This is a genomic window from Agromyces agglutinans (assembly GCF_009647605.1).
Taxonomy (GTDB): domain Bacteria; phylum Actinomycetota; class Actinomycetes; order Actinomycetales; family Microbacteriaceae; genus Agromyces; species Agromyces agglutinans.
Genome location: NZ_WJIF01000007.1, coordinates 104,333 through 125,494, shown reverse-complemented (window position 1 = coordinate 125,494; position 21,162 = coordinate 104,333). Strand labels below are relative to the sequence as shown.

Annotated in this window: 19 protein-coding genes; 14 read left to right on the top strand and 5 right to left on the bottom strand. The window is 69.9% G+C overall.

Going from position 1 to position 21,162, the window contains the following annotated elements; all coding sequences use genetic code 11:
- Positions 1–30 precede the first annotated feature (30 nt).
- From GE115_RS12705 to GE115_RS12680, 6 genes are all read left to right on the top strand, one after another.
- Positions 31–1,320, top strand: a complete 1,290-nt coding sequence (locus tag GE115_RS12705) for an ABC transporter substrate-binding protein (protein WP_153685159.1) — start codon at positions 31–33, stop codon at positions 1,318–1,320.
- A gap of 23 nt (positions 1,321–1,343) precedes the next feature.
- Entirely contained in the window at positions 1,344–2,249 is a 906-nt protein-coding gene (locus GE115_RS12700) for a carbohydrate ABC transporter permease (RefSeq protein WP_172979901.1), read from the top strand.
- Between the two features lies 1 nt (position 2,250).
- A complete protein-coding gene (locus tag GE115_RS12695) occupies positions 2,251–3,105 on the top strand; it encodes a carbohydrate ABC transporter permease (protein ID WP_153685157.1) in 855 nt (284 codons plus the stop codon).
- A gap of 18 nt (positions 3,106–3,123) precedes the next feature.
- Positions 3,124–4,002 (top strand): nucleoside hydrolase, encoded by an 879-nt coding sequence (locus GE115_RS12690; RefSeq protein WP_153685156.1) that lies wholly within the window; start codon positions 3,124–3,126, stop codon positions 4,000–4,002.
- A gap of 331 nt (positions 4,003–4,333) precedes the next feature.
- Positions 4,334–4,864 carry a CGNR zinc finger domain-containing protein gene (locus GE115_RS12685; protein WP_153685155.1) on the top strand — a complete coding sequence of 177 codons (531 nt, stop codon included), beginning with the start codon at positions 4,334–4,336 and terminating at the stop codon, positions 4,862–4,864.
- Positions 4,865–4,996: 132 nt separating this feature from the next.
- Positions 4,997–5,734 carry an SDR family NAD(P)-dependent oxidoreductase gene (locus tag GE115_RS12680; protein WP_153685154.1) on the top strand — a complete coding sequence of 246 codons (738 nt, stop codon included), beginning with the start codon at positions 4,997–4,999 and terminating at the stop codon, positions 5,732–5,734.
- 14 nt (positions 5,735–5,748) lie between these two features.
- Here the strand turns inward: GE115_RS12680 and GE115_RS12675 are convergent, their stop codons facing one another.
- Together GE115_RS12675 and GE115_RS12670 are read right to left on the bottom strand one after the other, a co-directional pair.
- Entirely contained in the window at positions 5,749–6,435 is a 687-nt protein-coding gene (locus tag GE115_RS12675) for a cation diffusion facilitator family transporter (protein ID WP_153685153.1), read from the bottom strand.
- Positions 6,432–6,770, bottom strand: a complete 339-nt coding sequence (locus tag GE115_RS12670) for an ArsR/SmtB family transcription factor (RefSeq protein WP_153685152.1) — start codon at positions 6,768–6,770, stop codon at positions 6,432–6,434. Before GE115_RS12670 ends, GE115_RS12675 begins: the two co-directional genes overlap by 4 nt.
- A 174-nt stretch (positions 6,771–6,944) precedes the next feature.
- On the opposite strand from GE115_RS12670, the gene GE115_RS12665 reads away from it, so the two are divergent.
- The 5 genes from GE115_RS12665 to GE115_RS12645 all read left to right on the top strand — a co-directional run bounded on the left by GE115_RS12665 (position 6,945) and on the right by GE115_RS12645 (position 12,336).
- Positions 6,945–8,027 carry a LacI family DNA-binding transcriptional regulator gene (locus tag GE115_RS12665; RefSeq protein WP_153685151.1) on the top strand — a complete coding sequence of 361 codons (1,083 nt, stop codon included), beginning with the start codon at positions 6,945–6,947 and terminating at the stop codon, positions 8,025–8,027.
- Between the two features lie 47 nt (positions 8,028–8,074).
- Entirely contained in the window at positions 8,075–9,358 is a 1,284-nt protein-coding gene (locus GE115_RS12660; protein WP_312855136.1) for an extracellular solute-binding protein, read from the top strand.
- A gap of 70 nt (positions 9,359–9,428) precedes the next feature.
- Complete coding sequence (locus GE115_RS12655) at positions 9,429–10,379, top strand: carbohydrate ABC transporter permease (protein WP_153685150.1); 951 nt, start codon at positions 9,429–9,431, stop codon at positions 10,377–10,379.
- Positions 10,380–10,543: 164 nt separating this feature from the next.
- The gene (locus GE115_RS12650) at positions 10,544–11,335 is read left to right on the top strand and encodes a carbohydrate ABC transporter permease (protein WP_153685235.1); all 792 of its coding nucleotides are present in this window, start codon (positions 10,544–10,546) and stop codon (positions 11,333–11,335) included.
- Complete coding sequence (locus GE115_RS12645) at positions 11,335–12,336, top strand: glycoside hydrolase family protein (RefSeq protein ID WP_153685149.1); 1,002 nt, start codon at positions 11,335–11,337, stop codon at positions 12,334–12,336. The genes GE115_RS12650 and GE115_RS12645 overlap by 1 nt, the downstream gene beginning before the upstream one ends.
- A gap of 182 nt (positions 12,337–12,518) precedes the next feature.
- Here the strand turns inward: GE115_RS12645 and GE115_RS12640 are convergent, their stop codons facing one another.
- The 3 genes from GE115_RS12640 to GE115_RS12630 all read right to left on the bottom strand — a co-directional run bounded on the left by GE115_RS12640 (position 12,519) and on the right by GE115_RS12630 (position 15,586).
- Positions 12,519–13,298 (bottom strand): ATP-binding cassette domain-containing protein, encoded by a 780-nt coding sequence (locus tag GE115_RS12640; protein ID WP_153685148.1) that lies wholly within the window; start codon positions 13,296–13,298, stop codon positions 12,519–12,521.
- Positions 13,295–14,293, bottom strand: coding sequence for an ABC transporter permease (locus tag GE115_RS12635; protein WP_246190778.1), 999 nt, complete (start codon positions 14,291–14,293; stop codon positions 13,295–13,297). The genes GE115_RS12640 and GE115_RS12635 overlap by 4 nt, the downstream gene beginning before the upstream one ends.
- 192 nt (positions 14,294–14,485) lie before the next feature.
- A complete protein-coding gene (locus tag GE115_RS12630; RefSeq protein WP_153685146.1) occupies positions 14,486–15,586 on the bottom strand; it encodes a substrate-binding domain-containing protein in 1,101 nt (366 codons plus the stop codon).
- Positions 15,587–15,805: 219 nt separating this feature from the next.
- Between GE115_RS12630 and GE115_RS12625 the strand changes: the two genes are divergently transcribed.
- The 3 genes from GE115_RS12625 (at position 15,806) to GE115_RS12615 (ending at position 21,153) form a co-directional block, all read left to right on the top strand.
- Positions 15,806–16,813: a LacI family DNA-binding transcriptional regulator gene (locus GE115_RS12625; RefSeq protein WP_153685234.1), complete on the top strand. Its 1,008-nt coding sequence runs from the start codon at positions 15,806–15,808 to the stop codon at positions 16,811–16,813.
- Positions 16,810–17,799, top strand: a complete 990-nt coding sequence (locus GE115_RS12620) for a PfkB family carbohydrate kinase (protein WP_312855135.1) — start codon at positions 16,810–16,812, stop codon at positions 17,797–17,799. The genes GE115_RS12625 and GE115_RS12620 overlap by 4 nt, the downstream gene beginning before the upstream one ends.
- A 132-nt stretch (positions 17,800–17,931) precedes the next feature.
- The gene (locus GE115_RS12615; RefSeq protein WP_246190765.1) at positions 17,932–21,153 is read left to right on the top strand and encodes a GH32 C-terminal domain-containing protein; all 3,222 of its coding nucleotides are present in this window, start codon (positions 17,932–17,934) and stop codon (positions 21,151–21,153) included.
- The last annotated feature ends 9 nt before the right edge of the window (positions 21,154–21,162 follow it).

Genomic DNA, 21,162 nt, shown 5'->3' with positions numbered 1-21,162 from the left:
CCGGTCCGAAATCCTCTCAAGGAAGAGAACATGCGCAATCACAGAACCCTCGCAGTACTGGGCATCGCCCTCTCGGCGACCCTTCTCCTCGCCGCCTGCACCAGCGCCGACGGTGCGGCCGACGACGGCTCGGTGGAGATCACGATGATCGGAGCCGACGACGCCGAGGTCTTCGCTCCGCTCATCGAGGCATTCGAGGAGGCGAACCCGGGCATCACCGTCGACTACCAGAACGTGCCGTTCGACCAGTACAACAACGTCATCCAGCAGCGCATCGGCGGCAAGGATGCGGGCGTCGACGTGTACCTGGCCGACGCCGGTGCGATCGGCTCGCTCGCCACCCGCGGGTTCCTCACCGACCTCTCCGAGTTCCAGGGACAGGTGAAGGAGAGCTCGCTCGCCGCGGCGGTCGAGGGCAACACATTCGACGGCAAGCTGTGGGCCCTGCCGATGTGGACGAGCCTGCAGTACCTCTACTACAACAAGACCATCCTGGACGCGGCCGGCATCGAGCACCCCTCGATCGACTCCGCTGAGCGGACGACGTGGGAGGAGCTGACCGAGAATGCGAAGGCAGCGCAGGCGTCCGGTGCCGAGTGGGGCCTGCTGTTCGATCAGACGGACCGGTACTACCAGTTGCAGGCACTGCCTGAGTCACTCGGCGGGGGGAGCGCCGCCACAGGCGACGACCTGCTCACCGCGGATGTCACCAACGACGGCTGGGTCGACGCGATGACGTGGTACGGCGCGTTGTTCGAGGACGGCGTGGCGCCCCGCGGCGTCGAGACCGATCAGATGGTGCAGCTGTTCGCCGCCGGCAAGTCCGCGTACTTCGTCGGGGGTCCCTGGTCGCTGGTCCCGATCCTGGAGGCCGACGAGAAGGTCGATTACGGAGTCGCGCCCAACCCGATGTTCGACGGCGGCACCCCGGCCATGCCGACCGGTTCGTGGAACATCGCGGTCAGCCCGGCGACCGATGCGGCCGAGGCCGCCAAGGCGTTCGCAGCATTCGCCTCACTCGACCCGGCCGGCAACGCGCTCTCGGCGCAGGAGGTCATCATCCCGCCGACGAACGTGGACTCGTTCGCCGAGTACATCGAGAAGATGGACGGCCAGGACTCGCCGAACACCGACGGAATGGGCGGGCTGACGCTGAGCGAACTCGAGGAGGCGGCGGTGAACCGGCCGAACACGCCCGGCTTCACGCAGCTGCAGGACGTCCTCGGTCGCGCATTCTCCGACATCCGCAACGGCAACGACGTCGAGCAGACGCTGCAGACCGCTGAGGATGAGTTGCAGGGACTCTGGGACCGGCTGTGACCTTGATCGGTTCGAACCCCCGGGTGGCGGCGGCTGAGCAGGCTCCTGCTCGCGCCGCCACCCGGCGCCGCTCACCGGGGCAGTGGCGCGCCGCCGCACTGTTCCTGCTCCCCGCCCTCGTGCTGCTCGTCGCGCTCCGGCTCCTGCCCACCGCGGAGGCGGTCGCCCAGAGCTTCCAGCGCGGGACCCAATCGTTCACCGGCGGGCGGTTCGCCGGCCTCGAGAACTACACGCTGCTCTTCACCGACCCGACCTTCCAGAACGTGCTCTGGGTGACGGCGGTCTTCCTCGTCATCATCGTGCCGCTCCAGATCGCGTGCGCCCTCTTCCTCGCGGTGCTGCTCGTCGAACGGTTCCCGGGCGTCGGGATCGTCCGCACGCTCGTGTTCATTCCCGTCGCCGCACCCGCTGCGGTGGCGACGGTGATCTGGGGCGTCGCCTACCAGCCTCAGGGACCGATCAACGCGGTCCTCGCGGCGGTCGGCCTGCCCGAGCAACCCTTCCTGACGTCCGCCGACCAGGCGCTCCTGTGCATCATCGTGCTGCTGTCGTGGATCGGCGTCGGCTACTGGACGCTGTTCCTCATCGCGGGACTCCAGGACATTCCGAGGGAGCTCTACGAGGCGGCGGCCCTCGACGGCGCGGGGTGGTGGCGAACGCTGTGGTCGGTCACCCTTCCCAACCTCCGTCGGCCGCTGGCATTCGTGGTGGTCGCCAATACGGTCTCGAGCGTCCTCGTCTTCGTTCCGATCCAGATCCTCACGCAGGGCGGCCCGGCCGGCAGTACACGCCTCATCATGTACGACCTCTACAACAGCTCGTTCGTGCTGGGCGACCTGAACATCGGCCAGACCGAGGTGGTCATCCTCCTCGTCTTCCTCATCGCGATCACCGCGGTGCAGTTCCGCATGCTGAGCAAGGAGAAGTGAGATGGCCCTGCCCAACCAGCTCGCAACCACACCCGCCCGCACGTTCGCCGTCACGGTGCTCGCCTGGATCGCCGCGGTCGGGTTCGCGTTGCCGTTGCTGTGGATGCTCGCCGGGAGCTTCCGCACCGGAACGGACATCTTCGCGAACCTGTACCCGTTGAGCTGGAAGCTGTTCTTCCCGAGCGAGATGACCTTCGACAACTACGCGACCCTCGTGGGCGGAGAGTTCGGGCTCAGCGTCGTCAACTCGATCTTCGTCACCGCAGCGACCGTGCTCGTCGGACTCCTCATCTGTGCGATGGCGGCATTCGCGCTGAGCATCCTGCGGTTCCGCGGCGCGGCGTTCGTGTTCGCGCTCGTCGTGCTCAGCTTTCTGGTGCCGTTCGACGCGATCGCCGTGCCGCTGGCGAACCTCTTCCGCGCCTGGAACCTCGACAACAGCTATGTCGGCCTCATCCTGCCCGGGCTCGCCAACGGATTCGCGATCTTCGTCCTGCGCCAGTTCTTCATGAACATCCCGTTCGAGCTCGCCGAAGCCGCGCGCGTCGACGGGCTGGGGTGGTGGGGCATCTTCTGGCGCATCTACCTGCCGCTCTCGAAGCCGGCCCTGATCGGCGCCGGATTCACGCTGTTCCTCTTTCAGTGGGGCGCCTACCTGTGGCCGCTGATGATCGGCACCGACCCCAGCAAGGTGCTCGGACCGATCGCCCTCGCGAACCTCGCCGGACAGTTCGAGGTGGACTTCGGCGCCATCTTCGCCGGCGCCTTCCTGCTCACCCTCGTCCCGCTCGTCCTCCTGCTGATCTTCCAGCGCCAGTTCACCGAATCCCTCGCGTCCACCGGGACCAAGGGCTAGACCACCAGATTGAAGGCCATGCACCTCTACCTCGACACCGACCTCGGCACCGACGTCGACGACGCCCTCGCACTCGGCGTGATCCTCGGTTCGCCCGAATTCGAGATCGCGGGCATCAGCACCGTCTACGGCGACGTGGTGCTGCGGGCGCAGCTCGCCCATCGCCTGATCGGGCTCGCTGCCAATCCGCCCGACGTCGCCGTCGCGCCCGGCGAAGGTCAGACGCGCAGCGGCAAACCGGTGTGGTGGCCCGGCCACGAGGGTGCGCTGCACGCCGATCTTCAGGCCGAACGCACCGCACCCGCGGATTCGGGCGTGGCCGACCTCATCGGCGCGGCTCGACACCACGCCGGTGAACTCGACGTGCTCGCCATCGGGCCGCTGACGAACATCGCCGCCGCCCTGGATGCGGACCCCGCGTTCGAGACGAACGTGCGCCGACTGGTGGTCATGGGTGGTGACTTCGGCGAGGAGCGAGTTCCCGAACACAACTTCGTCTCCGACATCGAGGCCGCCCAGCGGGTGTTCGATTCGGGCCTCGAGATCGTCGTCGGCGGCCTGGACCTCACGACCCAACTCCAGACCCGGCCGGAGGATGTCGCGGCGATCACCGCAGCCGGGCCGTTCGGGCAGGCCCTCGCCGCCGAGATCGCGCAGTGGTGGCGGTTCCACGGACACGAGTGGAATAACCCGCACGATCCGATCCTGGCCGCGTACCTCCTCGCCCCCGACCGCTTCGCGAGCGTGCGCTCGACGGTGCGGATCGACGACGACGGCCGGTCGTGGAACGACCCGTCGGCCGACGGCCGCGTTCAGGTCGTGACCTCGATGGATCGGGAGGCCGTGCTGCGCCTCATGATCGAGCGGATCTGCGCCGCGGACGCCGCCCGAGTGTGAGCGTTGCTCTCCTCGCGCAGGCGACGCGAGGAGAACACTCCAATCGGTGTGGGCATACCCCGCGTGCGGCGGTGCTGTATTGGGCCTTCAAGCGCCGGAACTGGAGGTGATGCGCACACTGACCGCCGTGGGCGGAGTGTGCGGGTCCCGCTGCAGGTCGACCCTTCTGGTCCCGCAGCCGACGCATCGCACGTAGAGCACACGGCCGAGCGACGTGGAGTGCGCCGATTCCACGATCCACCCGTGTTCGTGCGGCACGTGCAGGTCGCACGATGCTGGACCCGGGGACATCCGTGGTGTCGTCATACCGGCATGCTGCTGTAATGGTCTTATGCATCTCAACCCTTACGGCGAGTACGCGGTGCTGCTCGCTGCGTCGCTTGCCGACGACTGGCCGGCGGATCGGGAGGGCATCGTGGCCCGCACGCGCGCGTTCGGCATGACCATGCAGTTCGCCCGGTCGCACGACGACCATCGGGAGTCGCGACGGGTCATCGACGAATGGCTCTTCATCGTCGATGCCGATGACGCCCGGGAACGCGCGACACTGCTCAACGCGCAGATGGCCGCCGCCGCCGCGTATCCACGGCTCACCGATCACGACGGCGAAGGCTGGCACCTGCACTACCGCGACGACGACGCCTCGCTCGCTCGCGTGCTCCGCGCCGTCATCAGCGTCGGCACCGCCCTGCACCTGACCACGCGGGGGATGCATCGGCTCTCGCGGTGCGCGGCCGGGAAGGCGCCCGGCGACCCGTGCCGGAACGTGGTGGTCGACATCACGCGCAACGGGCGCCAACGCTACTGCTCGGTGCGTTGCGCCAACCGCGATGCCGTCCGTCGCCATCGGGCGCGGGCGTGAGCGGAGTCGGACCCCGGCGACCCTGGGCCTGACTGGCGGTCCGATTCCCGCCGGATCGCGGCGCGTCCGGCGTGCACGATCGAGGAACGACTCGATCCGGCGCGTCTCGCCGGCGGAAGGGATGCCTCGTCCATGAACACCATCGCACTCATCACTGGCGGGAATCGCGGCCTCGGATTCGCCACCGCCGAGCACCTGGCGAGGGCTGGCACCACCGTGATCATCGCGGGTCGCGACGCCGGCGCAGTCGGGGTCGCCGTCGGGCGCCTCACCGAGCAGGGCCTCGCGGCGGAATCGCTGACGATGGACGTGGTGTCGCCGGAGAGCGTCGCCGCCGGCGCGGCTGAGGTGACCGAACGCCACGGCCGGCTCGACATCCTCGTGAACAATGCCGGAATCCTCCCGGAGGCCACGTCGAGCGGCGACCACCACTTCGTCGACCTCGACGCGTTCACCCGCACCCTCGAGACCAACGTGGTCGGCGTGGCGACCGTCACCGAGCACTTCCTCCCGCTCCTGCACCGCAGCGACGGCGGACGCATCGTGAACGTGTCCTCGACGATGGGCTCGCTGAGCGATCAGGTCGACCCGCGGTCGCCCTACTTCACGAGCGCGGTTCCCGCCTACCAGGCGTCGAAGGCGGCGGTGAACAGCCTGACGATCGGCCTCGCCAAGGTGCTCGGCGGGACCCCCGTGAAGGTCACCGCGGTGTGCCCGGGGTGGGTGCAGACCGACCTCGCGCCAGGCAACCGCGAGCACGCTCCGACGAGCGCCGAGGCGGCTGCTCGCGTCGTCGTGACGGCGGCGACCCTGCCCGAGGATGCCGCGTCCGGGACCTTCATCGACCGAGACGGGCCCGTCGCCTGGTGAGGGCGGCCGCTCCGTCAGCGGAGCGGTGACGCATCCTCGCCGTCGTGCTCGGGTTCCTCCTCGAGGAGCATCCCGACCGACGTCGCACAGGCGTCGCCGCGCCACGCCTCGATGCCCTCGCGCACGGCGAAGCCGGCGATGACGAGCCCGGCGATCGCGTCGGCCCACCACCAGCCGAGGAGGCTGTTGAGCACGAGGCCGGCCAGCACCGCGGCGGAGAGGTAGGTGCAGATGAGGGTCTGCTTCGAGTCCGCGACGGCCGTCGCGGAGCCCAGTTCGCGGCCGGCCCGTCGCTCCGCGAGCGAGAGGAACGGCATCACCAGCACGCTCAGCGCGGTGATGAGGATGCCGAGCGCGCTGTGCTCCACGTCGCCATGCAGGATGAGCGCGAGCACGGACGTGGCGGTCACGTAGGCGGCGAGGGCGAAGAAGGCGACGGCGATGACGCGCAGCGTGCCCTGCTCCCAGCGTTCGGGGTCCCGCCGCGTGAACTGCCAGGCGACCGCGGCCGCCGAGAGCACCTCGATCGTCGAGTCCAGTCCGAACGCGATGAGTGCCGTAGAGGATGCGAGGCTGCCGGCCGTGATCGCGACGACGGCTTCGATCAGGTTGTACGCGATCGTCGCGAACACGATCCAGCGGATGCGGCGCTGCAGGGTGTCGCGGCGTTGCGCGGAGAGCGGGGGAGCGTCGATGCTCATGCGCAGCCGCACTCCTCGCCGGCGCAGCACCCGGGCTCGACGAGCAGCACGACCTGCAGCAGTTCGTCGAGCGCCGGCGCCAGATGGGGGTCGGCGAGGCGGTACCACGTACGCCGCCCCTCCGGCATCGCCTCGACGAGCCCGCATCCGCGGAGGCAGGCGAGCTGGTTGGACATGACCTGTCGCGACACGCCGAGCGTATCGGCGAGGTCCGACGGGTGGGCCGGCCCCTCCCTGAGGGCGAGCAGGACGCCCGCTCGGGTCGCGTCCGAGAGGGCGTACCCGAGTCGGGCCAGGGCGGCGGTGTGCGTCACGGTGGCGGTGGCGGTCGGCATGCGAGCGAGAGTACAGCAAACGCTGAACTCACGAAAGGATGCCTCGTGCTCGACGGTCGATCGCCCGGGTCGGGCGATCACGAGACGGTAACGATGGGACGGGCGCCGAGACTCCGCTTGACGAACCCATGCCGAGTCCCCATACTGATCGTGGCAAAACGATTGGGCAAAGCAATGGCGCAGAACAGGGTGACGATCAAGCAGGTCGCGGCAGCGGCCGGCGTCTCGATCACGACGGTGTCGCACGTGCTCAACGAGGTGCCCGGCAAGCGCATCCACCCCGAGACGCGTGAACGGGTCCTGGCCGAGGCGGCGCGTCTCGGCTACGCCCCGAACATGCTCGCACAGAGCCTTCGAACGCAGCGCTCGCACACGATCGGCCTCATCGGCGACGAGATCGCGACGACGCCGTTCGCGGGGAAGATCATCCTCGGTGCACAGGATGTCGCGACCGCCCACGACTCGGTCGTCTTCGTGGTCAACACGGGGTACGAGCGCGAAGTCGAGAACCGCGAGATCGACGCGCTCCTGCGACGCCAGGTCGACGGCATCCTCTACGCGGCGATGTACCACCGCCCGGTCGAACTGCCGGCCAAGCTCGCCGGCGTCCCCACCGTGCTGATCAATGCGTCGTGCGCGGATCCGGCCGTGCCATGGGTCGTCCCCGACGAGGCAGCCGGGGGAGAGGACGCCGCGGAGGCGCTGCTTTCCGCGGGTCACCGCAGGCTCGCGTTCGTGAACGACGTCGACGACATCCCCGCAGCGTTCGGCCGCGAGGAGGGGTTCCGGCGCCGTGCCGCGGCGTGGGGCGTCCCGCAGGAGGATCTGCGCGTCGTCGCCGCCGAGGCCGACCCCGAGGGCGGATACCAGGCCGCGGTCCGCCTCCTCGACGAGGTCGAACGCCCCACGGGCATCTTCTGCTTCAACGACCGGATGGCCATGGGCGTCTACCGGGCGGCCGCCGAACTCGACCTGCGCGTGCCGTCCGACGTCTCGATCGTCGGATTCGACAACCAGGACTTCATCGCCGACGGCCTGCACCCGGGCCTCACGACCGTCGAGCTGCCGCACTACGACATGGGCGTGTGGGCGGCGGAGCAGCTCTTCGAGCAGATCGCGTCGGGGCGCTCCGGGCACCCCGCGCCGACGAAACGCCTCCGAGGACCGGTCATCCACCGGAACTCGGTAGCGCCGCCCTCCAGGGGCTCAGCCCTGGGAGAGCGACACCACCCGATCGACAGGCGCGGCAACGCCTGATCGGTCGATGCAACCGAAGAACCACCACCCCGAACAGGAGCAGATCAGTGTCCCGAAAAATCGGTCGCATCGTTGCGGCCAGCCTAGCGACCCTCGCGGTCGCCGCAACCGCCGGATGCACGTCAGCAGGTTCCGGCGACTCCGGCGGAGGAACCATCGAACTGTGGACCCACGCCGGCGGCAACGAGGCGGAGCTGGGCGTCATCACCAGCATGGTCGACGACTTCAACGCCAGCCAGGACGACTACACCGTCGAGATCACCGACTTCCCGCAGGATGCCTACAACGACGCGGTCGTCGCGGCGGCTACCTCGGACAACCTCCCGTGCATCGTCGACATCGACGGCCCCAACGTCGCCAACTGGGCCTGGGCCGGGTACATCCAGCCGCTCGGCCTGCCCGAGGAAACCTACGACGGCCAGCTCGCCGGAACGCTCGGCGTCGTGGATGACGAGGTCTACGCCTACGGCTTCTTCGACGTCGCCCTCGCGATGTTCAGCCGCGAGTCGACGCTCGCCGACGCCGGCGTGCGCGTTCCCACCGTCGACGAGCCGTGGACGGGCGAGGAGTTCGCCGACGCCCTCGCGAAGATCGACGGGCTGAACCGCTTCGACTACGCCGTCGACTTCGGCACCGGCGGCGGCGGCGAGTGGATCCCGTACGCGTACTCGCCGCTCCTGCAGAGCTTCGGCGGGGACCTGATCGACCGCTCCGACTTCCAGACGGCCGACGGCGTGCTCAACGGCCCCGAGGCCCTGGCATGGGCCGAGTGGTTCCGCGGGCTCGTCGACAGCGGGTACATGGCGCAGGCCTCCGGCGAGGACGCCACGGCCGACTTCGTCAACGGGACCAGCGGCATCCTCTACACCGGCAACTGGGCGGACACGACCGTGCGCGAGGCGTTCGACGACGCGGTGGTGCTGCCGCCGCCGGACTTCGGCGACGGCCCGAAGATCGGTGCCGGCTCCTGGCAGTGGGGGCTCACGACCGGGTGCGACGACGTCGACGGCGCTCGCGCGTACCTCGAGTTCGCCCACGACACGAAGTACTTCGTCCAGTACGGCGAGGCGACCGGGCTGATTCCCGCGACCCTCGACGCCGCGGCCGAGATCCCCGCGTACGCGGAGGGCGGCGACAACCGCATCTACCTCGAGCTGGCCGACCAGTTCGCGGTGGTCCGCCCCGAAACGGCCGCGTACCCGTACATCTCCTCCGTCTTCCAGAAGGCGACCCAGGACATCCTGTCCGGCGGAGACGCGAAGAGCATCCTCGACAAGGCGGTCTCCGACATCGACCGGGACATCCAGCAGAACGGCGGCTACGAGTTCTGATCTCGGAACCCGTCCGCCTGTGGGCGCGGCGCACGGTGTGCGCCGCGCCCACTGATCACAGAGGCTCACCATGACCACTCACACCGTCGCCCCCGCGCAGGCGGAACCGGCGCACCCGACCTCCACCTCCACCCGAGGGCGGCGGCGCGCCCTGAAGGGCGAACGCTCGGCGGCCGCCTGGATGATCAGCCCCGCACTCGTGCTGTTCGCCCTGTTCCTGCTGATCCCCATCGCGCTCGCGTTCGGGCTCGCGTTCACCGACACCCGGCTGATCTCTCCCCGACCCGGGCAGTTCGTCGGGCTCGAGAACTTCGCCTACCTGTTCTCCGACCCGGTCTTCTGGGCGTCGGTGCGCAACACGTTCCTCTTCGCGGTCGTCGTGGTGCCCGTGCAGGCCGGCTCCGCCCTCCTGCTCGCGCTGCTCGTCAACGCGAAGGTGCGCGGCACCACCTTCTTCCGCACCGTGTACTTCCTCCCGGTCGTGACCTCGATGGTCGTCGTGTCGCTCCTCTGGCGCTTCATGTACCAGAAGGACGGCCTGATCAACCAGGCCCTCAGCGGCCTCACCGGCGGCCTCTACAGCCCGATCGACTGGCTCAACGACCCGGTCTGGGCACTGCCGGCGATCATGTTCATGTCGATCTGGCAGGGCGTCGCGTTCCACATGGTGATCTGGCTCGCGGGTCTGCAGACGATTCCGGCCGAACGGTACGAGGCATCCGAGATCGACGGCGCGAACCGGCTGCAGCAGTTCCGGTTCGTCACCTGGCCCGGCCTTCGACAGACGGCCACGTTGATCCTCGTCACTATCACGATCGCCTCCTTCAGCCTGTTCACCCAGATCGCCGTGATGACGCAGGGCGGTCCGCTCGACAGCACCACCACGGTCGTCTACCAGGCCGTGCGAACGGGCTACCAGCAGTTGCAGACCGGGCTCGCCTCGGCGATCTCGCTCGTGTTCTTCGTGCTGGTGCTCATCGTCTCCGGCATCCAGCGCTACCTGACCCGCGAAAGGAGCTGAGCGACGTGGTCACCACCGAAGCGACGGTCCTCCCCGACCTCGAACCCCCGGCGAGCCGCGCGAACCGCACGAGCGGCGCGAACCGGCCCGGCCGGCGCAGCCGCGTTCTGATCACCGTCGCGCGCATCGCGATCGTGGGCTTCTTCGCCCTGCCGATCGTGTTCATGCTCGTGTCGTCGTTGAAGCCCGACCTGCAGATCTTCGCCGACCTCGGCTCCTGGCGCGCGTTCGCGCCGGTCGGCGAGGTCTCGCTCGACAACTACGCGGGCGTGTTCGACCGCGTGCCGTTCTGGCAGTTCCTCGCCAATTCCGTGGTGATCTCGGGCGTCACCGTCGTGCTCGGCATCCTGATCAACAGCATGGCGGCCTTCGCCCTGGCGCGGCTGCGCTGGCGCGGGCGCGGGTTCGTCCTCACCCTGATCCTCGCGACGCTCATCGTCCCGTTCGAGACGCTGGCGCTGCCGTTGCTGTGGTGGGTGAACAAGCTGCCCTCGCTCGAGGCGAACGGGTTCAGCCTCGAGTTCAGCCAGGGCTGGCTGAACACGTACCACGTGCAGATCATCCCGTTCATCGCGAACGCGTTCTCGGTGTACCTCTTCTACCAGTACTTCTCATCGATCCCGCGCGAGCTCGACGAGGCGGCCCGGGTCGACGGCGCCGGATGGTTCGCCATCTACGCTCGCGTCGTCATGCCGCTGTCCGGACCGGCCATCGCGACCGTCGCGATCCTGACCTTCCTGCCGGCGTGGAACTCCTACCTCTGGCCGCTCATGGTCATCCAGAGCGAGGAGCTGCGGCCCGTGATGATCGGCCTGCAGTACTTCTTCCAGCTCAACGTCTCGTGGGGCCAGGTGATGGCGTACTCGTCGCTCATCACCGTGCCCGTGGTGGCGCTGTTCATCGCCTTCCAGAAATCCTTCATCAACTCGATCGCATCCTCAGGAGTCAAGGGCTGATGCCATTCACACTTCCCGACGTCTGGACCTGGGACATGTGGTTCGCCGACGACGGCACCGACCACCACGTGTTCTACCTCAAGGCCTCGCGGGCGCTCGGCGACCCGAACCGGCGCCACTTCAACGTGACCGTCGGACACGCCGTCTCGTCCGACCTCCGGAACTGGAGGGAGGTCGCGGATGCGCTCATCGTGTCCGACGTGCCGGCGTTCGACGACTACACGACCTGGACCGGCTCGGTGCTCCGGCAGCCCGACGGCACCTGGCGCCTGTTCTACACGGGGACGTCGAGATCGGATGCCGGCCTCGTGCAGCGCGTCGGCACCGCGACCTCGCCCGACCTGTACGCCTGGACGAAGCACGGCGACGCGGTCGCCGAGGCCGACGCCCGCTGGTACGAGAAGTACGGCAGCGGCGACTGGTTCGACGAGGCGTGGCGCGACCCCTGGGTGTTCGCATCGGAGGACGGGCGCGGCTGGCACATGCTCGTCACGGCGCGCGCGAACACCGGCGATGCCGACGAACGCGGCGTCGTCGGCCACGCCACCTCGGAGGATCTCGTGAGCTGGACGGTGCAGCCTCCGCTGTCGGCGCCGGGCGCGGGGTTCGGCCAACTCGAGGTTCCCCAGGTCGCCGAGATCGACGGACGGCTCGTGCTGATCTTCAGCTGCCTCGCTGGCGAACTCGGCTCGACCCGCCGTGCCGCGGGCGGGGGAGGCGTCTGGACCGTGCCCATCGACGATCCGCTCGGCCCGTATCCGATCGAGCGGGCGAGCCGGCTGACCGACGAGTCGCTGTACGCGGGCCGTCTCGTGCAGGACCGGGCCGGCGAGTGGTTCCTGTTCGCCTTCCACCACGTCGATGAGCGCGGCGACTTCATCGGTGCGCTCTCCGACCCGATCCCGGTCTCCTGGGGACGCGACGGCGTACTCCGAGTCGCCGACGGCCGGTTCGACCACCTTCGGGCGCACGAAGGCCTCGTCCGCCCGACCGGCGGGTAGCCGGCGCAGNGTACTCCGAGTCGCCGACGGCCGGTTCGACCACCTTCGGGCGCACGAAGGCCTCGTCCGCCCGACCGGCGGGTAGCCGGCGCAGCGAACCGACGGCGCAGCGAAACCGCCGGCGCGGTGGGCCGGGCTCGTCGCCCAGCCCACCGCGCCGGCGGCATCCGCCCGGTGGGACGTCACTCCGTCGCCGCGCCCGTCATGATCGCGACCGCGTCCGTCATCGAGTGGGTCTCGGGCGTGATGGTCGCCGCCCGCTTGCCGAGCCGCTGCACGTGGATTCGATCGGCGACGTCGAAGACGTGCGGCATGTTGTGCGAGATGAGGATGACGGGGATGCCCCGTTCCCGTAGCTGCCGGATGAGTTCGAGCACCTGGTTGGATTCGCGCACGCCGAGTGCGGCCGTGGGCTCGTCGAGCACGACCACCCGCGACCCGAAGGCCGCCGCCCGGGCCACCGCGACCGCCTGCCGCTGGCCGCCCGAGAGGTTCTCGACCGGAACCGTGACGTCCTGCAGGGTCGAGATGCCGAGGGCTCGCAGCTCGTCGCGGGCCCGCTGGCGCATGCCCTTCTGGTCGACGACCCGGAACACCGAGCCGAGCACGCCCTTCTTGCGCAGCTCGCGGCCGAGGAAGAGGTTCGAGGCGACATCCAGCGCCGGTGAGACGGCGAGGTTCTGGTAGACCGTCTCGATGCCGGCATCGCGGGCATCCTGCGGGCGCTTGAAGCTCACGGGCTTGCCCTCGAGCCATATCTCGCCCTCGTCGGGCACCTCGGCGCCGGTGAGGCACTTGATCAGGGTCGACTTGCCGGCCCCGTTGTCGCCGATGACGGCGAGCACCTCGCCCGGGTAGAGCTCGAGGCTCGCGCCGTCGAGGCCGACCACGCGGCCGAACGTCTTCACGAGGCGGCGGGCGCGCAGGATCGGCTCGCGCTCCGTGGTCGTGTCGATGGTCATTTCCGAACCTTCCTGATCCACTGGTCGACGGAGACCGCGACCACGATGAGCACGCCGACCGCGAAGGTCTGCCAGAGCACGTCGAGCCCGGCGAGCGACAGCCCGTTGCGGAACACGCCGACGATGAGCGCACCGAGCAGGGTGCCCCAGACCGTCCCGCGACCGCCGAAGAGGCTCGTGCCGCCGATCACGACGGCGGTGATCGAGTCGAGGTTGAGGTCGGCTCCAGCGTTCGGGGATGCCGCGTTCGTCCGGCCGATCTGGATCCAGGCGCCGATCGCGAGGATGGCCCCGGCGGCGAGGTAGACGCTCATCAGCACACGGTTGACGCGGATGCCGGCGAGGCGCGCGGCCTCCGGGTCGTCGCCGACGGCGTAGACGTGGCGGCCCCAGGCCGTCTTCTGCAGGATGAGCGCGAGCACGACGTACAGCACGAGCATCATGAGCACGCCGACCGTGATGTTGACGCCGCCCAGGGGGATGACCGAGCCGGTCCAGGTGAGCAGGTCGGGCATCTCGCCGCCGCGCACGGTCGCGCCGCTCGAGTAGAGCAGCGTCAGGGCGATGAAGATGTTCAGCGTGCCGAGCGTGACGATGAACGGCGGCAGCTTGAGCCTGGTCACGAGCACGCCGTTCAGGGCGCCGGCGCCGAGCCCGACGAGGAGGCCGAGCAGCAGGCCGACGACGGCGGGGATGCCGAGGTGCACGGTCGCCTGCGCCGTGACCATCGAGCTCAGGACCATGACGGCGCCGACGGAGAGGTCGATGCCGGCGGTGAGGATGATCAGCGTCTGCGCGATCGCGAGCGTGCCGACGACGGCCACCTGCTGGGTGATCAGCGAGAGGTTCGCGGGGTTCAGGAAGCGCTCGTTCAGCAGGCCGAAGACGACGATCGCGAGCACGAGCACGATGGCCGGGCTGATCGCCGGGTAGCGGTGCAGGATGCTCCGGATCCGGCTGAGCGGGGTGGTGCGGTCGAGGAACTCCTCGGCCAGGTCGAGCGCCGAGGTCGGCGGCTCGCCCTCTGGGGTTCGGTTCGCCGAGGGGCTCGGCGAGGCGGTCGTATGACTCACGTGGTGCTCCGGTTTCGTTGGTGCGGTGGTGCGTGCGGTGCGGGTGCCGGTGAGCGGATGCCCCGGCCGGGGCATCCGCTCACCGTCGCCTCATGGGGCGTCGGACTGGCGCGGTCAGCCCCAGCAGATGTCGGCGCCCTCGGCGGTGTCGATCGACTCGACGCCGTCCTGCGGGTCGTCGGTGACGAGGGCGACGCCGGTGTTGAAGAAGTCGAGGCCCTCGGACACCTCGGGCGAGGCGCCGGTCTCGACGAGGTCGAAGATCGCCTGCACGCCGAGCTCGGCCATCTTGACCGGGTACTGCTGGCTCGTGGCGCCGATCAGCCCCTGCTGCACGGCGTCGATGCCGGCGCATCCGCCGTCGACCGAGACGACGATGAGGCCGTCCTCCTTGCCGGCGGCCTTGAACGCCTCGTACGCGCCGTAGGCGGCCGGTTCGTTGATCGTGTAGACGACGTTGATGTCGGGGTTCTTCGAGAGCAGCGTCTCTGCGGCCGTGCGGCCGCCGTCCTCGGCGCCCTGGGATGCCTCGTTGCCGACGATCTCGTAGTCGCCGCCGCTGTAGCTGCCCGTGGGCGCCTCGTCGCCGTTGGCGCCCTCGTCGGCGAGGTCGATGCCCATGCCGTCGAGGAAGCCCTGGTCGCGCTGCACGTCGACGGAGACGATCTTGTCGTCGAAGAGGTCGATCATGGCGATGGTGGCCTTCTCACCGCCGAGTTTGGCCGCCGTCCACGCGCCGATCTCCTGGCCGGCCTGGAAGTTGTCGGTCGCGAAGGTGATGTCCACTGCATCGGGGTTCGCCGGCGGGGTGTCGAGGGCGATGACGTACAGTCCGGCGTCGCGCGCCTTCACGAGTGCGTCCTCGACGCCGGGGCCGTTCGGCGTGATCAGGATGCCCGCGTCGCCCTTCGAGATCGCGTTCTCGACGGCCTGGATCTGGGTGTCCTCGTCGCCGTCCTCCTTGCCGGCCGCGAGTGTCAGCTCGACGCCGAGATCCTCGGCCGCCGCCTTCGCGCCGTCCTGCATCGCGACGAAGAACGGATTCGTCGTGGTCTTGACGATGAGCGAGACGCCGATCGCGCCGTCTCCGCCGGCCGCGTCGGCGGCGTCGCCGCCCGACGAGGCGCATCCGGTGAATGCGAGTGCCGCGGCGGCCGTGAGCGAACCGGCTGCGATGAGGCGGCGCCGGAGCGCGCCGGGTGCTGCGTGATTCATCGGTGAATCTCCTCTGGTGTCTGCGACCCGTTGCCCCGTTGACAACGATGTCAGCGTTAGGTCTAGCTCATGCCCGTGTGTATAGTCAACCCGACACCGCACATTGGAGATCGAATTGTGACACCGTTGTCAGACGCGAACCCGACGCCGCCCGAGCGCGCCGCCGGGCGCACCGACGAAGCCCTCTCCGCCGACGCGCGCACGCGGTCCAGGCCGACGATGCGCCACGTCGCCACGCTCGCGGGCGTCGGGGTGAAGACGGTCTCCAGGGTCATCAACGGCGAGCCGAACGTCTCGGCGGCGACCATCGAGCGCGTGCTGAAGGCCGCGCGTTCGCTCGACTACGAGCCCGACCTGCACGCCGGCAACCTCCGGCGCGCCGACGGCCGCACCCGAACCCTCGGGCTGCTGGTCGGCAGCGTCGACAACCCGTTCGCGGGCGCCGTGCACCGCGCCGTCGAAGACGCCGCCCTCGCCCGCGGCGTCGCGGTCTTCGCCTCGAGCCTCGACGACGACCCCGAACGCGAGCAGGCCGCCGTCTCGGCGTTCCTGCGCCGCCGGGTCGACGGCCTCATCCTGACCACGGTGTCAGAAGACCAGGCCTACCTCGCCCCCGAGCTGCGACGCGGCACGCCCGTGGTCTTCGTCGACCGGCAGCCCGCCGGCGTCACCTCCGATTCCGTGGTGAGCGACAACACCGCCGGCGCGGCGGTGGCGACCCGCCACCTCATCGCGCACGGACACCGGCGCCTCGCGTACCTCGGCGACCGGCATGACATCCGCACCGCGCAGGAGCGCCGCCGCGGCTTCCTCGACGAACTCGGCCGTGCGGGCATCGCGACCGGCGACGCGCCCGTCGTCGAGGGGCTGCACGACGAGGAGACCGCCAGGCAGGCCACGCTCGCGCTGTTCGAGGCCGACGATCCGCCCACCGCGATCTTCAGCGCCCAGAACCTCGTCACGATCGGCGTGATCCGCGCCCTGCGCGAGCTCGGCCGCCACCTCGACACGGCGCTCGTCGGGTTCGACGACGTGCCCCTGGGCGACCTGCTCGTTCCCGGCGTGACCGTCGTCGCCCAGGATCCGCATGCGATCGGCCGCATCGCCGCCGAGCGCGTCTTCGCGCGCCTCGACGGCGACGAATCTTCCGCTCGGCGCACCATCGTGCCCACCAGGCTCATCGAGCGCGGCAGCGGCGAACTGCCGCACCGGGCGAGCGCCCGGTGAGGCCCGAGGTGGCGCCCGGCGCTCGCCAGCCCGGTGCCCGCCCGCCCCGTGCCAGTCCGCCCCGCGTCGTCGTCATCGGCGACGCGCTCATCGACGAGCTTCGCGGCCCATCGGGGGTCCGCGAGTTCGTCGGCGGCGCCGCGCTCAACGTCGCGGTCGGCCTCGCCCTCCTCGGCGAGGAGGTGACGCTCCTCGCGATGGTCGGCGACGACGAGCCCGGCGACCGCATCCGCCGGTACCTCGCCGACCACCGGGTGCGACTGGTCGCGAGCCCCTCGCCCGCGGGCACGTCGCGCGCCGTCTCCGATCGCACCGAGGGCGGCGAACCGCGGTACGAGTTCAACGATGCGGCCCGGCAACGACGCATCGCGTTCGACGACGAGGCTCGTGCGGCCCTCGACTCGGCCGACCTGGTCGTCGTCAGCTGCTTCCCGTTCGACGACGCCCGGCAGGCGACCGCGCTGCGCCACGCCGTCGATCGCCCGCGCGAGCGGCTCGTCATCGACGCGAACCCGCGCTCGGGCATGCTGCACGACCGCGACGGGTTCCTTCGGGGCTTCGAGCGGCTCGCGAGCGAGGCGCTGCTCGTCAAGGTCGGCGACGAGGATGCCGCGCTGCTGCTCGAGGCGCCGCTCGACGCGTTCGTCGCGCGGCTCCGATCGGGTGCGGAGGCGCCTGCGGCCGGACCCGTCTCCGGGCCCGCGGTCCTCGCGACCGCCGGCCGCGACGGTGCTCGCGTGCACCACCGCGACCTCGAGATCCGCGCCGGCATCGTCGACCTGCCCGGCCCGGTCGTCGACACGATGGGCGCCGGCGATGCGACCCTGTCGGCCGTCGTGCACCGCATCGCGGTCGACGGGATGCCCGGGTCGGAGGCGGCCTGGTCGAACGTGCTCGGCGAGGCCATGGCGATCGCGGCCGCGACCGTTCGACGTGAGGGCGCCCTGCTGCGCCGGCCGTCGGAGGCGCCGGTCGCCGCGAGCTGACCGAGGGCTTGCATTGTCCGTCGGACACTGCGTAGTGTCGCGCTCGTCTACCTGACAACGATGTCATAGCTCTCCTCGAGAGCTACGCGATGAAAGGCGAATCGATCGATGACGACGATATCAGCGCGAAGGATGGCGGCGGCGAGCGCCGCCATCGCCGCACTCACCGCCTCCCTCCTCGGAGGCCCGGCCGCGGCGGCATCCGCCGAGGATCCGGCATCGGATCCGGCCACTGAGCAGTACCGGCCGGCGGTGCACTTCTCACCCGAGCGCAACTGGATGAACGACCCCAACGGACTCGTCTACGAAGACGGCACGTGGCACCTGTACTTCCAGCACAACCCGTCGGGCACCCGCTGGGGCAACATGAGCTGGGGGCACGCCACGAGCGACGACCTCCTGCACTGGGAGGAGCAGCCGCTCGCGATCCCGCAGACCTTCGACGAGAACGGCGTCTCGATCGAGGACATCTTCTCGGGCTCGATCGTGGTCGACGAGGAGAACACCAGCGGGTTCGGCACGGCCGAGAACCCGCCGATGGTCGCGGTCTACACGAGCGCGTACACGGCGGCGCATCCGACGCTCGCCGGTCGCCAGGCGCAGTCGCTCGCGTACAGCACCGACCACGGGCAGACCTGGACGAAGTACGAGGGCAACCCCGTCTACGACCGCGGGTCCGCGAACTTCCGCGACCCGAAGGTGTTCCGCCACACGAATCCCGAGACGGGCGAGTCGTACTGGGTCATGGTCGCCGTCGAGGCACTGCAGTACCAGGTGGTGCTCGCGCGCAGCGACGACCTCAAGACCTGGACGCACCTCAGCGACTTCGGTCCGGCCAACGCGACCGGCGGCATCTGGGAGTGCCCCGACCTCTTCCCGCTCGCCGTCGACGGCGATCCCGCGAACACCAAGTGGGTGATGGTCGTCAATCTGAACCCGGGCGCACCGGCCGGCGGCTCGGGCGGGCAGTACTTCGTCGGCGAGTTCGACGGCACGACCTTCACGTCGGAGAGCACCGTCGCCGACGACGAGGTGCCTGCGGGCGAGCTGTTCGCGGGCTTCGACGGCGGCGACTACGAGGGCTGGCAGGTGTCGAACGAGCCGGGCCACGAGGCGAACGGCCCGTGGACCGACGCCCCCGCCGCGGGCACCCTGCCCGGCCAGAACCCGGTGACGGGCTTCGTCGGCGCCGGGCTGGTGAACGGCTTCACCGGCCACGACTGGCCCGTCGGCAGCATGGAATCCCCCGCCTTCACGATCGAGCAGGACTACGTGAACCTGCTGGTCGGCGGCGGCAACCACCCGCACGTCGACGGCGCCCGGCTCGACAACGAGCCGCCCGCCGGGCGTCTGCTGTTCGACGGGTTCGAGTTCTCCGACGGCACCACGCTGGCCGACACCGGCTGGGTGGCCACCGGCGACTTCGCGACCGACCCGAGCCGCAGCCCGTCCACACAGGGCGGCGATTACTACCTCGGACAGAAGCGGATCAACCTCTTCGAGGCCGGGCCCAGGGGCGACGACAACGTCGGCGACGTCACCTCGCCGGTGTTCGCCATCCAGCCGGGCGAAGACCACCTGAGCTTCCTGCTCGGCGGCGGCAAGCGACTCGACGGCACGCTCGAGGCGCGCCTGATCGTCGACGGCGAGATCGTGCGCACGGCCACCGGCGCCGACGGCGGGGCGCTCCAGTGGAAGGCGTGGGACGTCTCGGAGTTCGCCGGACGCGACGCGCAGTTCCAACTGCACGACGACACGAACGGCGGCTGGGGCCACCTCACGCTCGACCACCTCGTGCTCGGCGCCGAGCCGGCGCAGCCGCGAACCGACGAGACGAGCGTGAACCTCGTCGTCGACGGCGAGGTCGTGCGCACGGCCACCGGACGCAACAGCGAGAACCTCGACTGGGTGAGCTGGGACGTCGCGGAGTTCGCCGGGCGCGAGGCATCCGTTCGCATCGTCGACAACAACCGGTTCGGCTGGGGACACGTGCTCGTCGACCAGGTGATGTTCTCCGACGTCGCGGCCGCGCCCCGCAACGAGCGCTACGACTGGCTCGACTGGGGCCGGGACTACTACGCGACGGTCTCGTTCTCGAACGCCCCCGACGATCGACGCGTGATGCTCGGCTGGATGAACAACTGGGACTACGCGAACGACATCCCGACCGGCTCCTGGCGCAGCGCGAACGCGCTGCCGCGCGAGGTCGCGCTCGCATCGACGGACCGCGGGCCGCGACTCGTGCAGCGGGTCGTGCCGGAGATCGAGTCCCTCCTGCGAGCCGATGACGCGGTGACCGTCGGTGCGCGCGGCATCGAGGAGGGCGCCGCGACCCTCGACGAGGTCGAGGGCGACGTGCTGAAGGTCGACGCCGTGTTCGAGCCGGGCGACGCCGACGCGTTCGGGCTCAGCGTCCTCGGCGATGGCGAGGCGTCGACGCGCATCGGCTACGACACGGCCGCCGGTCGCCTCTTCGTCGACCGGCGGTCCTCGGGGAACACCGAGTTCCACCCCGCGTTCGCCTCGCTCGACGACGCCCCGGTCGCCCTCGAGGACGGCCGGCTCGCGGTCACGGTGTACGTGGACCGGTCCTCGGTCGAGGTCTTCTCGGCCGACGGCCGTGCGACGATCACCGACCAGGTGTTCCCGAACGCGGGCGCCGACGACCTCGGCCTGTGGGCCGAGGGCGGCGCCGCCGAGCTCGTCTCGCTCACCGTGACGCCGCTCGAACCGGCGATGTTCGCCCCAGAGGTGCCGACCGACGACGGCGCCACCGCCGCACCGGGCGCCGGGGGGCTCTCCTCGGACAACGGGTGGGACACGGGCCTGCGCGACGGCGACTTCGACGTCACGATGAACCTCTGGTGGGGTGAGAACGCGAGCCTGTTCAAGCTCTATCAGGACGGCGAGCTCGTCCACACCGAGCGGCTCTCGCCGCAGACGCCGAGGGCCCAGCGCGTGGTCGTGCCGGTGCAGGGGCTCGGCAACGGCACGTACACCTTCGTCGGGGAGCTCCTGAACTCGAAGGGGACGACCCCGACGAAGCCGCTCACGGTCACGGTGCGCGACGCGAATCCCTCCGTGCCGGTGCTGAGCCACGACAACCGTGACGGTGACGGCGGCTACACCCTCACGGCCAACCTGTGGTGGGGTCAGAACGCGACCTCGTACGCCTTCCTCGAGGACGGCCGCGTCGTCGGCGAGGGCGAGCTCGCGGCGGCGACCCCCGGCGCGCAGCGCGCGACGCTCGAGGTCGCCGGCAAGCCGAAGGGGGCCTACGCGTACACCGTGGAGTTCCGCAACGCCGCCGGGGTCACCACGAGTGCGCCGGTCACGGTGAAGGTCTCGCGATGACCGCTGCCT

Bases quoted from the DNA above. Each gene is read 5' to 3' on its own strand.
- GE115_RS12705 (WP_153685159.1), top strand. From the start codon at position 31: ATGCGCAATCACAGAACCCTCGCAGTACTGGGCATCGCCCTCTCGGCG.
- GE115_RS12695 (WP_153685157.1), top strand. From the start codon at position 2,251: ATGGCCCTGCCCAACCAGCTCGCAACCACACCCGCCCGCACGTTCGCC.
- GE115_RS12690 (WP_153685156.1), top strand. From the start codon at position 3,124: ATGCACCTCTACCTCGACACCGACCTCGGCACCGACGTCGACGACGCC.
- GE115_RS12685 (WP_153685155.1), top strand. From the start codon at position 4,334: ATGCATCTCAACCCTTACGGCGAGTACGCGGTGCTGCTCGCTGCGTCG.
- GE115_RS12680 (WP_153685154.1), top strand. From the start codon at position 4,997: ATGAACACCATCGCACTCATCACTGGCGGGAATCGCGGCCTCGGATTC.
- GE115_RS12675 (WP_153685153.1), bottom strand. From the start codon at position 6,435: ATGAGCATCGACGCTCCCCCGCTCTCCGCGCAACGCCGCGACACCCTG.
- GE115_RS12670 (WP_153685152.1), bottom strand. From the start codon at position 6,770: ATGCCGACCGCCACCGCCACCGTGACGCACACCGCCGCCCTGGCCCGA.
- GE115_RS12665 (WP_153685151.1), top strand. From the start codon at position 6,945: ATGGCGCAGAACAGGGTGACGATCAAGCAGGTCGCGGCAGCGGCCGGC.
- GE115_RS12655 (WP_153685150.1), top strand. From the start codon at position 9,429: ATGACCACTCACACCGTCGCCCCCGCGCAGGCGGAACCGGCGCACCCG.
- GE115_RS12650 (WP_153685235.1), top strand. From the start codon at position 10,544: ATGCTCGTGTCGTCGTTGAAGCCCGACCTGCAGATCTTCGCCGACCTC.
- GE115_RS12645 (WP_153685149.1), top strand. From the start codon at position 11,335: ATGCCATTCACACTTCCCGACGTCTGGACCTGGGACATGTGGTTCGCC.
- GE115_RS12640 (WP_153685148.1), bottom strand. From the start codon at position 13,298: ATGACCATCGACACGACCACGGAGCGCGAGCCGATCCTGCGCGCCCGC.
- GE115_RS12630 (WP_153685146.1), bottom strand. From the start codon at position 15,586: ATGAATCACGCAGCACCCGGCGCGCTCCGGCGCCGCCTCATCGCAGCC.
- GE115_RS12625 (WP_153685234.1), top strand. From the start codon at position 15,806: ATGCGCCACGTCGCCACGCTCGCGGGCGTCGGGGTGAAGACGGTCTCC.
- GE115_RS12615 (WP_246190765.1), top strand. From the start codon at position 17,932: ATGGCGGCGGCGAGCGCCGCCATCGCCGCACTCACCGCCTCCCTCCTC.